Source organism: Corynebacterium urealyticum DSM 7109, from assembly GCF_000069945.1.
Taxonomy (GTDB): Bacteria; Actinomycetota; Actinomycetes; order Mycobacteriales; family Mycobacteriaceae; genus Corynebacterium; species Corynebacterium urealyticum.
In genome coordinates, this window is record NC_010545.1 from 98422 (window position 1) to 113037 (window position 14616).

The following is a 14616-nucleotide window of genomic DNA, read 5'->3' on the forward strand; positions in this document are numbered from 1 at the left end:
GAAAGAACCCCAGCGGTGGGCCGCTGGGGTTCTTCAGTTAGATCTGCAATCCCCGGAGCCTAGCTAGTAAAAGTCGCCGGCCGGCGCAGCGGGTTGGGGAACGGGAGGGGCCTGCACCGGCGGGTGCTGCCCAATCTCATCCGGGCTTGGGGCGTCCAATCCAGCGCCAGGCTGACCGGCGTCCGGTTGACCAGCGCCCGGCTCCTCCACACCCGGCTGCCCCGGAGTATTCTCGCCCGGAGCGCCCGGCTGGCCAGCGGTGGCATCCGGCGCCTTGCGGGCCTTATCCTCCGAGCCCTCCGCACCACGCGGCTTCTTGTACATCTGGTACTCGATCGCGTTCGCGAAGCGGGAGGCGAAGATGTTCGTGAAGTGGTGCTGATCGCGGTAGGCCACCAGGTTGCCGATGATCGCCGGGCACCAACCGTCCTTACAAAAGCCGTCGGTGACGTCCAGCAGCGTCACGTCCAGGCCTGCATAGGCCTGGTACTGCGGATCCTCCGGCAGCAGGGAATCATCCTGTGCGGTGCCACACTCCGCGTTGATCTCCTCGATCTCCTCCGGGGTCGGGCGCCAACGGTCCCTTACACCGGGGAAGTTCCGGGCGCGCTCGGTGGTGGTGCGGGTACCGTCCACCATCTCGCCCACGCACTCGCGCAGGTCGAATGGCACCGGTGCGCCCGTCTCTGCTGGCTGGGTGTGCCAGGCGTTATCGCGCATCAGGTAGCTGTGGATGCCGTTATCGGTGAACAGCTTCACCAGATCCACGTACTCCGGCGGCACCTGCTCCGGCCCATTACCCGCGATATCCGACGGGCGGGTACCGGTCATCCACACACCCTCAGTCGGCGGGTTGGCCAGGATGTGGTCCACGACCTTCTTCGACCAGGAACGGCAGGACGGGAAGTCCGAGCCATCCCACTTGGTGATATTCGCGTTGACTGGGCAGCCCATCTTCAGGATCGGCATGAACTTCACACCCTGGCGGCGGCCCACCTCGTCCAACGCTGGGATGAAGTGCTCGGAATGGGAACCACCAATCACGTACACCGTGCGCTCGGAGTTCAAATCACCGTAGGCGCAGTCCTCCTCGGAGCGGTTGAAGTTCCGCTTCAGGATCAGGTGATCCTCCTCGAAGCCGATCTGGCAACCATCCGGCTGCGTCGGCGGCAGCAGCGGGCCCATCTCTTCGAACGGTGGGGCCAGGGGCTGACGGGGTGGGACGAAGGCGTCGTTGCTGAAGGCCAGCGGGCCAGGGTAGTTCTCGACGTTCGACGCCAGGCGCCAGAGTTCCTCGCCCTCCTCGACCTGGTTCTTCGCCACCACCGGGGCCGCCGCGACCACGCCACCGGCGATCAGGATGATCACCATCGCGTAGGCCGTCTTCGGCCACACGCGGATGGCTTCCCACCAGTAGCTCGGGGTCCACAGCACGTGCGCGCGGCGTGGGCGGCCGGTCTGGCGCAGCGGGCGCTCGATCAGGCGATTAGACAGCCATGCCATGACCACCGAGGCTGCGATGATGGCCACGCCGAACAATGGCTGCTCCTGGGCGTTGTAGCCCGTGTAGGAGACCAGGATGATCAGCAGCGGCCAGTGCCACAGGTACAGGGCGTAGGAAATCCGGCCCAGGAACTGCATGAAGCGGCTCTCCAGGATGCGGGTAACACCCACCGGCTTACCGTTTTGCCCAGCCAGGATCACCATCACTGCACCCACCAGCGGGAACAGCGTGCCCGGGCCCGGGAAGGTCTGGGCACCATCCATGATCAGGCCGGTGGAGGCGATCATGATCAGGCCCAGCCAACCGAAGAGCTGACGCACCCACGTGTTCAGCGGCGGCACGATCGGCGCCGGCGGCTTCTCGCCGTGGTCGGAACGCGGCATGATCAGCATGCCCAGCAGGCCACCCAGCCCGATCTCCCAGAAGCGGGAGAAGGAGTGGTAGTAGTTCACGGCCTGGTCCTGGCCGTGCTGATAGGTCGCGAAGGCGAAGGAAAGCACCGTGACCGCCGTGAGAATGACAGCCAAGGCCTTACGGGAAAAACGTCGGAAAATGAGCGCGATCAGGGTGACCGCAATCAGGGATGCGACGTAGATCTGCAGCTGCGCGGACATGCTCCACAGGTGCTGGAACGGCGAGACCGTGGAGCTGGCGGTGTTGTAATCACGGCCGGAAAACGCCAGCTGCCAGTTCGTGATGTACGCCAGCGCGCCGACCGCGTCCTTGGCCAGCTGCAGGTGCTGGATCCGCGGCATGAGCAGCAGCCCAGCCGCCAACGTCGCGCCGACGACTACCGCGAGCAGCGGGAAGAGGCGTCGGATGATGCGCACGAGCGACTGAACGAACGTCAGCCCCTTCGGGTTGCGCGCATTCGCGAGCTGGGAGCCAAAGAAAAACACACCTCCCAGCAGAAGGAAGACATCCACGCCCGAGGACACCTTGCCCACGAAGACGTGGAAAATCACCACGAGGGCGATCGCGAAACCGCGCAAGCCCTCGATATCGTTACGGAATCTTTTCCCACCTGTGCTGGCCATAGCCCCTTCATGCTATCGGGTGCCGGGCCGAACTCAGAAGAAGGCTCGCTGGTGGGGTGTGAGGAAGTGTCCTGCCCAAGCCCTGCAACGTCGGTGGCAGCGGCCGGAAAATGAGTGGGAGCAAGCGGATGCGAGGGGAGTGGACGGACGCGGGGTGGTGAGCGACAGCTGGGGTAGCTAGCGGAAACGCACCTCGGCGAGCTCGATCGCCTCCGACGGATCCGGCTGCCCCTTCGCGATCTCGACGTAGCGGCCCGCGTGCTCGACCAGTCCCTGCTGTGCCTGCTCGCTCATCTCACGACGCACCTTCGCCGGTACCCCCGCCGCCAGCGACGCCGCCGGGATCTCCTGGTTTTCTAGGACGACGCCACCAGCCGCGATGAGGCTTCCGGAACCAACACGGGCACCGGAGAGGATCGTCGCTGACATGCCGACCAGAACGCCGTCCCCGATCTCGCAGCCGTGGACGAGGGCCTTGTGCCCGACGGTGACGTCCGAACCGAGGACGCAGGGGGAGTCGTGGTTCGCGTGCAGGACGGAGTTGTCCTGGATATTTGTCCTTTCCCCGATGCGGATCGGTCCGACGTCTCCGCGCAGGACGCAGCCGTAGAAGACGGAGGAATCGGCGCCGATCTCGACGTCCCCGATGATGGTCGCGCCGGGGGCGATATAGGCGGATTCGTGGATGCGTGGGCGAACGCCCTGGAAGGGAAGGATCAGTGGTGCGGTGCTCATGGTTCCCATCTTGCCCACTTCCGGGCCCGCGGGTGACCATAATGGGGGCATGGCTAGCAACACTCGAACTCTGCTGATCGTGCACCACAGCCCGACGGATACGGTGCGGCCGATTGCCCGGCGGGTGATTGAGAAGTGCCAGGAGGCTGCCACGCAGGCCGCCGAGGCGCTGGGAGATGGCGCGCCGCGCATCGAGGTGGTTGAGCGCCAGGCCTTGGAACCGGATAAGGCGGAACTCCTGGCAGCGGACGCGGTGATCTTCGGAACAACCGCGAACTTCGGCTATATCTCCGGGGCGCTGAAGCACTACTTCGACACCCTGTTTTACCAGGTCAACGAGGAAAAGCAAGGCACCCCGGTCTCCTGGTGGATCCGGGGTGGATTCGATACCACTGGAGCGGAGAAAGCGATGGATTCCATCATCACCGGCCTGCAGTGGGAGGTGGCGGCCGAGCCCGTGGCCTTCACCGGGGACCCGGCGGAGCAGCAGGATGGGCTCGACACCATGGCGGAGGCCATGGTGGGCGCGCTCCTTAGCTAAGGGCTGGGTGGGCTTACTTCGCGTCAGAGAGGAAGTGAGCCGCACCTGCGGATGCTGCGGTGACCGCGAGGACAGCCGGCCAGGCGCCGATCTTCTTCGCCAGCGGGTGGGAGAGGCCAAAGGCCCCGACGTAACCGGCGGTGAGCCCAGCGGCGGTGGGCGCGCCAACCTTGGCGTTCCAGGAGCGGGCGGCGTAACCGCCGGCAGCAGCGAGAATCACGCCACCGAGCGGGCGGATCTCGGTCTCGCGGGCGGTGAGCCAGCCACCGATGAGCCCGGTGGCGATGACAGCGGCAGTGTTGACGTCCTTGGCCTTCTTCAGATTCATAGACATGCCCTCAGGTTACCCGCGGACGTAGCGTGGTGGGAGGACATGAAATAAGGAAGGAGCAAGCAAGCGGATGGAACTGGCACGGGTGTATGACGTCGTGAACAACGGTGGCTCGAAGGGGAGTGACCAGGGAAAGGGCAGTGGCGGCGAGGCGGGCGCCTGGTTCCTGGTCGACCGCCTGTGGCCACGGGGAGTGTCCAAGGAGAAGCTGCCGCTGACGGGCTGGCCCAAAGAGCTGACGCCCTCCTCTGAGCTGCGCAAGGAGTTCCACTCGGGCGAGCTGAGCTTTGAGAACTTTGCCAACCGTTACCGCACGGAGCTGGATGACGCTCTCGATGACGGGGACCTTGAGGGCGCGCTGCGGGAACTCGAGGAGGCCGGCGCCAAGCCACCCCGTTCGGATGCGAAAACCGAACAGACCGCGAAAGACGGGGTGCTGCTGCTCTATGGCGCGAAAGACACCGAACAGAACCACGCGATCGTACTACTGGAGTGGCTCAACGCCACGCTCCGAGAGCGGCGCGACCAGTAGGTTATTTCCAGCGAAAAATAAAACTTCTGGCAGGATCCTACGACAGCTGGCAAACTGGAGGACATGGATACATTGATTCTCGCAGCACAAGCAACCCCGGCCCTCGGATTCATCGGCTGGATCATTATCGGCGGCCTGGCAGGTTGGATCGGTTCGAAGATTATGGGCACCGACGCGCAGATGGGCGTTATCGCCAACATCGTCGTCGGTATCGTCGGTGGCTTCATCGGCGGTTGGGTCCTCACCCTGTTCAACGTCAACTCCGGCGGCATGTTCTGGAGCTTCCTGACCTGCCTGCTCGGCGCGGTGATCCTCCTGTGGATCCTCAAGATGGTTCTGCCGAAGCGTTAAACCGCCTCCGGCATTGCCCAAACCAAGGAGCCCTTCGGGGCTCCTTTTTCTATGCCGGATTCAGCTGTTTCTGCGTTCCATCCAGCGGGAGAGCGACCGTCGGTTCGTCTGCTGGGTCTTGCGCAGAATGTTCGACACGTGGGTCTCCACGGTCTTTACGGAAATGAACAGCCGCTCGGCCATCTCCTTATACGTATAGCCACGCGCCAACAGCCGTAGCACCTCGTGCTCCCGGGGCGTCAGCTCGTCGAGATTCGGCTGGTTCCCGCCCGCCGATCCGGCCGACTCGGTACTTTCGGCCCCATCTTTCAGGACGCCGCCGCGCTGGCGTCCCAAATCTTGGGAGGGCGCCTGAACCTCGGGGGAGGGGGCGACGGAGGAGAACGCGTCGAGCACGTAGCCGGCCAACCGCGGCGAGAAGACCGCGTCACCGGAGTGGACCCGCGAGATGAAGCTGACGAGCTCGGGCCCGGAGGTGTTTTTCGTGACGTAGCCACGGGCGCCGGCGCGGATGAGCGTGATGACGTCCTCGGGGGAGTCTGACACACTCAACACGAGGAAGCGGGCGTCGGTGTCCAGGGTGTTCAGCAGGACTTCGAGCCCGCCGCCGTCGGGCATGTGGACGTCCAGAAGCACCACGGCGGGACTGGTTTCGTGGATTTTGGTTATGGCCTGGGGGACGGTCTCGGCCTCGCCGACGATGGTGATGGTCTCCCCGGCAGCGGTGGTGGCGCCCGTGAGTTCGGTGCGTACACCCGCACGGAACATGGAGTGGTCGTCCACCAAAAAGACGCGGATGTCGGTCATTACTTGGGGGTTTCCTCCTGATCGCTGTTGTTGGCGGGTCCGGCGTGGCCAATAGAGCCGGTGTGTCCGCTGGGATCGGCTTCGCTGCCACTGTGGCTCGGGTGATTGTTCGGGTCCAGTGGCAGCGTGAGGATAACTTCCGTGCCGCCGGTGGTGTCGAATTCCACGCTACCGCCAGCCTTAGCCATCCTCTCGATGATGGAGCCCCGCACACCATGGCGGTCGGTTGGAACCTGATCGAGGTCGAAGCCGGGTCCCCGGTCGCGCACGAAGATCTCGATGCGGGTGGTGCCGAGCTCCGCATAGACGCTGATCTCGGAGCATCCGGAGTGTTTCGCGGCGTTGACCATCGCCTCGCGGGCGGCGAGCACCAGGTCGATGGATTCCGGGGTGCTGGGGATGTCCTCGCCCACGAGGACGGGGCGGATCTGCACTCCGTAGGCGTCCTCCACCTCGCCGCAGGCCACGCGCAGCGCGCCCATGACGGTGGTGGTTTCCACGGATTCGCCCTCGCCGAACAGCCACTGGCGCAGCTGGCGCTCCTGGCTGCGAGCTGCTGCCACGGTGTGGGGTTCGGAGGAGTTTTTCTGAATCAACGCCAAGGTTTGGAGCACACTGTCGTGAATCCGGGAGCTGATGCGCTGCCGTTCGGCTTCGGCGGCTTTTTGCTGCATATTCTCAGATGCCATGCGCCAGAGGCGCAGCCAGAGCGGGACCAGCAGCACACCGAAGCCCACGACTAGCGCCAAGGCGGCGACCACAGCCCACAGGAGGACCTGAGGCGTAGTCGAATTATTCTCGGCGAGAAGCTGCCACACCAGCAGCACGACTCCGCCGAGCGTCAGCAGCGTGCCACCGATCAGAGATACCCACTGCACCCATGAAGGGCCGGCCATTTTAGGGGTGTCACCTGGTGCGTTTGCCGTGTCCCCGTCAGCCTCGGGGCGGTACGTCCGCCACACCAACACCGCACCAAGGATCGCGACCAGGGCTGGGAGCGTGATTCCGCCATCTGCGTCGAAGGAAACACTGGCGGTAACCAGGACCGCCGCAGCCAGGAGCAGTAGCCAGCGGTGGGAACGAGCGCGCACAGCCTTGGTCCCCCGTGTGGCGTCGGTGAGCGCCCAGGTTCCGCAGTACAACCCCAGGGCTACCGGGGGAATCACACAGAGCACAACCGCGATGAGCCGAATAAGCAGGGTGGATAACCCCAGGTGCTCCGCCAACCCCGAGCACACGCCAGCGAGGACCCGGTCCGCCGAATTACGGCGGTACGTGGGGTAGGGGTGCGGCAGCTCACTGCGTGGCTGGTTGGGCGTATCGGTCATAGGATTCAGTATTTCACGTCCCCCGGAGCCCCACATCAGGGTAAAACCCCGATATTGTGCCAGGGGAGGGGAGGGAACTGTGGCTCGCCCGTGGGAACCCTGAGCCGATAAAATCAGGGTTTCTCCCCGATGTGTGTTTGGGCTGGATCAGCAGAGTTAGAAGCATGAGGAATTTCACCAACAGCAACCAATCCGGCGGTGAGCATCCAGCTGCCGGTTCCCAACAACCCACGTCGGTGTCCTTCTCTCAAACGGTCAGCGAGATGTGGCGCACCCGCCCGTACCGTCTGCCGAAGAAGGACGGCTCCCGCGCCTGGATCAGCGGTGTCTGCGAAGGCATCGCGGTCCGCTACCAAGTTGACCCGCTGCTCATCCGAATCCTGTTCGTGGCTCTTGCTCTCGCGGGCGGCTTCGGTGTTGCCCTCTATGCGGCCGCTGTGCTTGCACTGCCCCGTCGCGGTGTGGAGCAGCCGGCTGTAGAACGCCTCCTGAACTGGAAGATTCCCGAGGACTCTGCCCCGGGCGGCAAGGAACGGCAGGCCACGTTGAAGGCCGAGCGCCGCACCGCAGTATGCGCCACCATCGTGCTCGCCCTGTGTTTCATGGTGAGCGCCACGATCCTGCAGGTGGGTAGCTTGTTGCTGCTCCTGGTCTGTGCCGCGGGGGTCTGGTTCCTCCACAAGAGGATGCCAATCCCGCCGCAGGTGATGGAAAATTTTAAATACCCCGCCGGTTTTGAGGCAACTGTTGCCGGTGCGCCCGGCGGGCCGGCGTCCACCGACGTCGCTGGTCCGGTGACGCCACCGAGCTGGAACTCCCTGGGCCCCACGGCCTTCGCCTGGGCTGAACATGAGGGTGCGGAGGACCCGGCGGGTGATACCGCGCATCAGGCTTCTGAACCGAGCGACGGGGATCAGCCCCGGGCCTAGCACTCGCAGGTAACCGCTTGCGCTGCAGTACAAGGAGCCCTTTGGGGCTCCTTTTTCTTGTGCCCTAACCCGCCGCCGGGTCCTGGGGCCAGGCGTGCTTCGGGTAGCGGCCCCGCATATCTTTGCGCACCCCCTGATAAGGCCCGGCCCAGAAACTCCCCAGGTCATCGGTCACCGCCACCGGCCGTTGCGCCGGGGAGAGCAGGTGGAACTGCACCCGCCGGCCCGCAATGCGCGGGGACTCCGTGAGGCCGAACGCGTCCTGCAGCTTCGTCGCCAACACCACGGGCTCGGCGTGGGGTTCCGCGGCTGGCGCTGCCTGCCCCTCGCCGGAGCTCCCCGGGACGACGTCGCCTGGGGCAACGCTGGCAGCATCACTCACAGCGCCAGCCGCGGAGCTTCCGATCAGCACCTCCGGGTAGGTCAGTCGCCTCGTCCGCCCGCTCGGCAGCTCCAGGGACTCCGGCGCAAGCTCGTCGATCGGCTGATCCCACGGGATCAGCCCGCGCAGCAGGCTCGCCACATCCGGCCGCCGACCGGCAGCAATATCCGCCGCGATAAAGCTCAGCAGCTCCGCCGGCAGCCCCGCCCGCAGATCCGGGTAGCCCGACGCACGTTCGAACCCGGCTACTGCGGCGTCGTGCAAGTACTGCATGCGTTTCACCAGCTCGCGGGCGTTGCTGCTGAGCTGCAGCATTTCCTCCAACTGCTCCGGGGACGCCTGCGCAATCGCAGCGGAGACCGCCTGTTCCGCCTCCGCCGCGCTGGGCTTGGCCGGGGCGCTGCTCAACTCGATCGCCCCCACGATTGTCCGCTCCCGTGCCTGCACCCGCTTCTTCTCCAGGCTGTAGCTCGCGGTCCTTTCCTTTTGGACGCCACCGGCTGCAGCCAGGGCCAGCTCCTCGGAGATCGGCATGGCCGAGCGCAGGATCGAACCCGTCCCGGACTTCCGCGCGGACGCCGATTCGCTGCGCCCGATATCCGCCACCGCGAACCACTGCTCATTGTGCGGCGCATCCACCCCGGGCATGCTCTTTGGGATCACTGCCCCGGTGCCGCCCACGGTCAGCACCCGTTCCGACCCAGGCTCAACGCGCCGGGCCAGCAAATCGGGCCGCGCGCACGCGATCGTGTAGGCGATGGCGTCCTCCCCGGTCAGCGGGTCGCTGAGCTCACGTGGGGCGTGCGGCTGCAACAAGCGGACGAGCCTGCGTACCGCCGGGTCCTTCGGCGAGATATCCCGGATCGCGCCGGCTGGGGCACGCTGGGAACTGGCGACGTCCAAAAACTGCAGCACACGGGCCACGAGTTCCACCGGGACGCGCCGGCTGGCGAGTAGGCCGCCGCGGGCGTGGCGCGGATCGAGGGGGAGCGTGACCAGCAGTTCCCCGAGTTCGGTGATGGTTCCGTCGGCGTCGAGCGCCCCCAACTGGCGGAGCGTGGCAGCGGCGGCAGCGGCGTTGTTCTGGGGCAAGGGGTCCGGCAGGGCCAGGCCCTCACCCATGGGTGCGCCCCAGGCGGCGACGTCCAGCAGCGCGCCGGTGAGGTCGCTGGTCTGGATCGCAGGGGCGGCAAACTCCGGCAGTCGGGCCCACTCATCCGCGCTGATTAGGCGGAACACCGTGCCCGGGCCCTCGCGGCCCGCACGACCCGCCCGCTGCACGCAGCTGGCCTGGGCGGCGGACTCCGTGACCAGGACGGACATGCCGCGGGAGGAATCGCGCCGGGAAACGCGGGAAAGGCAGGTATCCACGACGACGCGCACGCCCGGCACCGTGATCGAGGATTCGGCGACGTCCGTGGCGAAAATGACCCGGCGGGTGGGGTTGGCGCTGGTGGCCCCGCGCGGGTTGACGATCTCGGACTGCTGCTTCGGGCTGAGCTGGCCGTGCAGCGCGAAGGCGGCAAGCCCGGGTGAGTCGAATTGCTGGGCGAGCAGCTCGGTGCCGCGGATGGTCGGGACGAAGGCCAGGATGTCGCCCTCGGCGGTATCGGCGAGCGCGCGGCGCACCCCGGCGGCGATGAAGGCTTCGATGGAACCGGGCTGGCCAGGCCTGCTATCGCTGCGGCGGTGGGTGATGGAATCCGCGGCAGCGGCGTAGTGGATCTCCAATGGGTAGATCGGGGCTGGAACGTGCACCACCGCCTCCGGTACCCCGAGCAGATTCGCGAAACGCTGGGCGTCCACCGTCGCGGACATCGCCAGGATCAGCAGGTCATCGCGCAACTCCCGCAGCTGGGCGGCGATGGCGAAGACCAGGTCGGATTCGATGTGGCGCTCATGCACCTCATCCACGACGATCGCGCCCACCCCAGGCAGGTCGGGGTCCCGCAGCATGCGCCGGAGCAGCACGCCGGGGGTCACCATCTCGATCCGGGTCTGCTTGGATACGCGGGAGTCCCCGCGGACGGTATAGCCGACTTCTTGGCCCAGTTCGGTGCCTCGCAGCTCGGCGAGACGGGCAGCGGCGGAGCGGGCAGCCACGCGCCGGGGCTGGGTCACGATCACGCGCTGATCAGGGGCAACCAGATCAGCATCGGCGAGGAACTGCGGGGCCAGGGTGGTCTTGCCCGTGCCCGGCGGGGCGTGCACCACAGCCGCGCCGAACTCCGCGAGCGCGCTGAGCAGGGACGTGCGGCCAGCGGAAAAGGGCAGCTTAGGGGTGGGGTTGGTAGACATACTGCCTATCAAATTAGCCCACGGTGGTGCGCGATTGTGGCGGGCGCCGAGGTAGAGGAGTCACCGGGCAGAGCAGTGGAGTGCCTTGCCGTGGGCTTGCCGTGGCGGACCTAGCGGACGGAGGTCCGCAGCACGCTGAGCAGGCCGTCGGCGGGGCCGATGACGTCGTCGCCGAGGACGTAGAGCAGCAGCGCGACCAGAATCAGGGCGACGACCCCGACCACCAGGAGGGTCGACGTCACGGTGAGCCACAGTCGTGGGGTCGGGTCCTCGCCATCGTAGTAGAAGGGGAGCGTCGCGCGGGGCGCGGGTTGATCCTGCGGTGCGGGATCGATGGGTTGGCCATCGGAGGTGAGGAAGCCGCCGAGTGCGGGGAGGGTGGCCTTGAAGGTGCCGGTATCGCGGGGCTCGTCGTTCTCGGGGTGATCCTTCGCCGGGCGGGGGCGGTTCATCGACGGTGTGGTCATCGTGGCCCTCCTTTGCTTGCCTGGCGAACTGCTCGATCACGTTTTAAGGGATGCCTGCTGCGCTCTGCGTTGGCCACCGTAGGGCAGCGCGACCCAAGAAGAGGCACCCGGGATAGTGAGCTGATTTTAGCTATATGAATACCATTTCCGCAAGCATCGAAACGGGGGTAATTTTCCGGAGGTAGCGATAATGGGAAAACCCTGACCAGCAGGTTTGAGAATGATTTAACCCCGCGGCGGGGCTGAATTCTGCCTTAAGCAGAGGGCGATGTCTGCTGCGCCCGCTAGTGTGCACAGCGAAGTGCATGGCGAGCCGCGCGGGGCACAGGTCACGAGCGGCGAACCAATACTTCGCACAGCCTAAACTCGAGGGGGAATTATGGATAAGCACACATCTGACAACCATCGCCAGCCGGGCGCGACCGCGCGCGGCAACATCATCGGCGCCGACGGCGTGGTTCGCCCGCCCTGGGCCACGCGCTCCGAGCTGGAGCGGCAGTACTTCGACGAGGAATGGGGCCGACCCATCATCACGGAATCCGGCCTGCTCGAGCGGATCTGCCTCGAGGGCTTCCAGTCGGGGCTGTCGTGGGCGACGATTCTGCGCAAGCGTCGCGCTTTCAGGGATCACTTCTTCCTTTTCGACGCCACCCGCATCACGCAGATGAGCGCAGAGCAGCGCGAGGCGGCGCTCGCCGACCCTGCGCTGATCCGCAACCCGCGAAAGCACGCCGCGATCTACCGAAATGCCGAGGCCACGGTGGCCCTCCGGGAGGACCCGGAGCTGCAGGAGCTGCCGGAAGGGCACCCTGCGCGGGAGATCCTGGGCGGGGCGGCGCGTCGCCTGCCCGCGGGCCTGCCGGTGCTGATCTGGTCCTACGCCCCGGCCGAGCACCAGCCCCCAGCGCACATCGCAGAGATGCCCTCGGAGTCAGAGGAGTCGGTGGCGATGGCCGCAGAACTCAAACGCCGCGGCTTCACTTTTGTGGGCCCGACCACCTGCTATGCGCTGATGCAGGCCATCGGGATGGTCGACGACCGGGTGCCGGAGCCAGACGCCGAGTAGCCCTAGAGGCGGGCGGCGAGCTCCACTGCCTGCCGGATCGCACGCTTGGCGTCCAGCTCCGCGGCGACATCCGCGCCACCAACGATGTGGACCTTCTGCTCCGCGTCGTCGCTGGTGCCGTCGGCCTTGTCTGGGCGGACGGACTCCTGGCCGGTGCACAGCACAACGGTGTCGACCGGGATGACCAGCTCCTTGCGCTCCTCGCGGATGGCGGTCTCCAGGCGGGCGAGCTCCTCGGTATCCTTGGCCTTCTTCGCCTTGGCCAGAGCCTTCTGCAGCTCCTTGATGTCCTGGGCTGGCACCGTGATGTGCAGGCCCTCGGAGTCCAGCTTCTCGTAGGTCACGCCCACGATCTGCTCCACCCCGGCCATCGCCACTGCCGCGCGGTGCACCCAGCCGGTGGTCTTGCCCAGCCCACGGCCCATGCGGGTGATCTTGCGCTGCAGCATGGTGACCTTGCGCAGCGGCTGCGGCGGGTTCGGTCGGGTCAGGTTCGCACGTACCTCCGGGTCGGTGGTTACGCCCCAGTGCTCGTTCCACTCGCGGATGGACTGTGGCTGGCCGCCCCGGTCCTCCACCAGGAACTCAGTGACGTCGTAGCCGATGCCGCCCGCGCCGATGACGGCGACGTTCTTGCCGGCCTCCTTCTCACGGCTGAGCAGCTCCGCGTAGGTCATGGCGCTCACGCCATCGACCTCGCCGCGTAGTGCCTCCGCCAGGCCCGGGAACTCCGGGATGCGCGGGGTCACGCCGCTGGCCACCACGACCTCGTCGAAGCCGGCCTCCAGCAGCTCCTCTGGGGTGCGCGGGGAGCCCAGGTGGATCGGTACCTCGCGCTTAGCCAGGCGGGCCTGCACGTTCTTCAGCGCCTCGACGAACTCCTCCTTGCCAGGGATTCGCATGGCCAGCTGGAACTGGCCGCCGACCTTATCGCTGGCCTCGAAGATCTCCACGCGGTGGCCACGTTCCGCCAGGGCCTCGGCACCGAACAGACCAGCAACACCAGCGCCGATCACGCCCACCCACTTCGCGGTCCGGGTTGGCAGCAGCTTCAGCTCCGTCTCGTAACCCGCGCGTGGGTTGACCAGGCAGGTTGCCCGCTCATTGGTGAAGGTGTGGTCCAGGCAGGCCTGGTTACAAGCGATGCAGTGGTTGATCAGCTCTGCCTCGCCTGCCGCAGCCCGGTTGACGAATCCAGCATCCGCCAGCATCGGGCGGGCCAGGGAGACGAACTCGCCGAAGGGTTCGCCACCGGTGCGGGCCTCGCCACCCTCCGGGTTGAAGGAGCCGTCCAACAGCTGCTCGGCGACCTGCGGGGTGTTGATGCGGTTAGCGATGACCACCGGCACATCCACGACCTTGCGCAGCTCGGCGGTCGCCCAGGCGAAGGCGCCACGCGGCACGGAAGTGACGATCGTCGGAACCTGCGCCTCGTGCCAGCCGATACCCGAGCTGAACATGTCCACCCCGGCGTCCTGCAGCTGGCGGGCTAACTCGTGGATCTCCTCCTGAGTCTGGCCACCTTCGACCAGATCCAGCACGGAGATGCGGTAGTCGATGAGGAAGTCCTCAGGGACCGCGGCACGAACCGCCTTGACGATCTCGATGGGGAAGCGCATCCGCTTCTCCGCAGAACCACCCCAGTCATCGGTGCGCTGGTTCGTGCGCTCCGCGAGGAACTGGTTGATCAGGTAGCCCTCGGAACCCATGATCTGAACGCCGTCGTAGCCGGCGTCCTTGGCATACTTCGCCGCCTCGCCATAGGCCTTGATCGTCGCGCGGACCTCCTCGTCGGAGAGCTCACGCGCCGGGAACGGGGTGATCGGGGACTGGGTTGCGGAGGCGGACACCGCCATCGGGTGGTAGCCGTAACGGCCGGCATGCAGCAGCTGCAGGATGGCCAGCGCGCCACCAGCGTGGGTGGCCTCGGTGACCTGGCGGTGGGCGTCAGCGATCTCCTGGGAATTAAAGGGCTGGCCAAAAGGCGTCAGATTGCCCTCCAGCACGGGAGGGTAGCCACCAGTCACGATGGCTGCGACACCGCCCTCTGCGCGCTCGCGGAAGAACTCGGCGAGCTTCGGGGCGTCCTCGAGCTTGTCCTCCAGTCCGGTGTGCATCGAACCCATGATCACGCGGTTGCGGAAAGTCTTGCCGCCAACCTCGAGGGGCGAAAGCATCGTCGGGTACTGGGACTCTCCCGCCGCACCAGAATCGGCGGAAGAGCTGGAAGCGTTAGTGAATGCGGGGCTTGTCATGTCGTTGATTTTGCCCTAGCAGGCTGGCGAAGATGCGCAAATGCAATAAAAAG

The 14616-nt window shown here is 66.1% G+C and carries 13 protein-coding genes; 5 read left to right on the forward strand and 8 right to left on the reverse strand.

The features are described 5' to 3' along the window. Positions 1-63 precede the first annotated feature (63 nt). Together CU_RS00435 and CU_RS00440 are read right to left on the reverse strand one after the other, a co-directional pair. Positions 64-2541: an acyltransferase family protein gene (locus CU_RS00435; protein WP_012359351.1), complete on the reverse strand. Its 2478-nt coding sequence runs from the start codon at positions 2539-2541 to the stop codon at positions 64-66. Positions 2542-2718: 177 nt separating this feature from the next. Continuing rightward, positions 2719-3276, reverse strand: coding sequence for a gamma carbonic anhydrase family protein (locus tag CU_RS00440; protein WP_012359352.1), 558 nt, complete (start codon positions 3274-3276; stop codon positions 2719-2721). Positions 3277-3325: 49 nt separating this feature from the next. Between CU_RS00440 and CU_RS00445 the strand changes: the two genes are divergently transcribed. After that, a complete protein-coding gene (locus tag CU_RS00445) occupies positions 3326-3817 on the forward strand; it encodes a hypothetical protein (RefSeq protein ID WP_012359353.1) in 492 nt (163 codons plus the stop codon). Between the two features lie 13 nt (positions 3818-3830). Here the strand turns inward: CU_RS00445 and CU_RS00450 are convergent, their stop codons facing one another. Next, a complete protein-coding gene (locus CU_RS00450; RefSeq protein WP_012359354.1) occupies positions 3831-4151 on the reverse strand; it encodes a hypothetical protein in 321 nt (106 codons plus the stop codon). A 67-nt stretch (positions 4152-4218) separates the two neighbouring features. Between CU_RS00450 and CU_RS00455 the strand changes: the two genes are divergently transcribed. After that, positions 4219-4680: a DUF488 domain-containing protein gene (locus tag CU_RS00455; RefSeq protein ID WP_012359355.1), complete on the forward strand. Its 462-nt coding sequence runs from the start codon at positions 4219-4221 to the stop codon at positions 4678-4680. A gap of 63 nt (positions 4681-4743) precedes the next feature. Beyond that, positions 4744-5031: a GlsB/YeaQ/YmgE family stress response membrane protein gene (locus CU_RS00460; protein ID WP_012359356.1), complete on the forward strand. Its 288-nt coding sequence runs from the start codon at positions 4744-4746 to the stop codon at positions 5029-5031. Between the two features lie 60 nt (positions 5032-5091). On the opposite strand, the gene CU_RS00465 is transcribed toward CU_RS00460, so the two are convergent. Next, on the reverse strand, positions 5092-5838 hold the full coding sequence (locus CU_RS00465; protein WP_012359357.1) for a LuxR C-terminal-related transcriptional regulator: 747 nt from the start codon (positions 5836-5838) through the stop codon (positions 5092-5094). Continuing rightward, the gene (locus tag CU_RS00470; RefSeq protein WP_231837693.1) at positions 5838-7166 is read right to left on the reverse strand and encodes an ATP-binding protein; all 1329 of its coding nucleotides are present in this window, start codon (positions 7164-7166) and stop codon (positions 5838-5840) included. The genes CU_RS00465 and CU_RS00470 overlap by 1 nt, the downstream gene beginning before the upstream one ends. A gap of 164 nt (positions 7167-7330) precedes the next feature. On the opposite strand from CU_RS00470, the gene CU_RS00475 reads away from it, so the two are divergent. Continuing rightward, positions 7331-8095 (forward strand): PspC domain-containing protein, encoded by a 765-nt coding sequence (locus CU_RS00475; protein ID WP_148264189.1) that lies wholly within the window; start codon positions 7331-7333, stop codon positions 8093-8095. Positions 8096-8159: 64 nt separating this feature from the next. On the opposite strand, the gene CU_RS00480 is transcribed toward CU_RS00475, so the two are convergent. Both CU_RS00480 and CU_RS00485 read right to left on the reverse strand, forming a co-directional pair. Next, on the reverse strand, positions 8160-10775 hold the full coding sequence (locus tag CU_RS00480; RefSeq protein ID WP_012359360.1) for an ATP-dependent helicase C-terminal domain-containing protein: 2616 nt from the start codon (positions 10773-10775) through the stop codon (positions 8160-8162). 110 nt (positions 10776-10885) lie between these two features. Next, positions 10886-11242: a hypothetical protein gene (locus tag CU_RS00485; protein WP_012359361.1), complete on the reverse strand. Its 357-nt coding sequence runs from the start codon at positions 11240-11242 to the stop codon at positions 10886-10888. A gap of 379 nt (positions 11243-11621) precedes the next feature. Here CU_RS00485 and CU_RS00490 point away from each other — a divergent pair, with 379 nt between their 5' ends. Then, on the forward strand, positions 11622-12308 hold the full coding sequence (locus CU_RS00490; RefSeq protein WP_012359362.1) for a DNA-3-methyladenine glycosylase I: 687 nt from the start codon (positions 11622-11624) through the stop codon (positions 12306-12308). A 2-nt stretch (positions 12309-12310) separates the two neighbouring features. Here CU_RS00490 and CU_RS00495 read toward each other — a convergent pair whose 3' ends face one another. Next, complete coding sequence (locus CU_RS00495; protein WP_012359363.1) at positions 12311-14563, reverse strand: NADPH-dependent 2,4-dienoyl-CoA reductase; 2253 nt, start codon at positions 14561-14563, stop codon at positions 12311-12313. Positions 14564-14616: the final 53 nt, after the last annotated feature.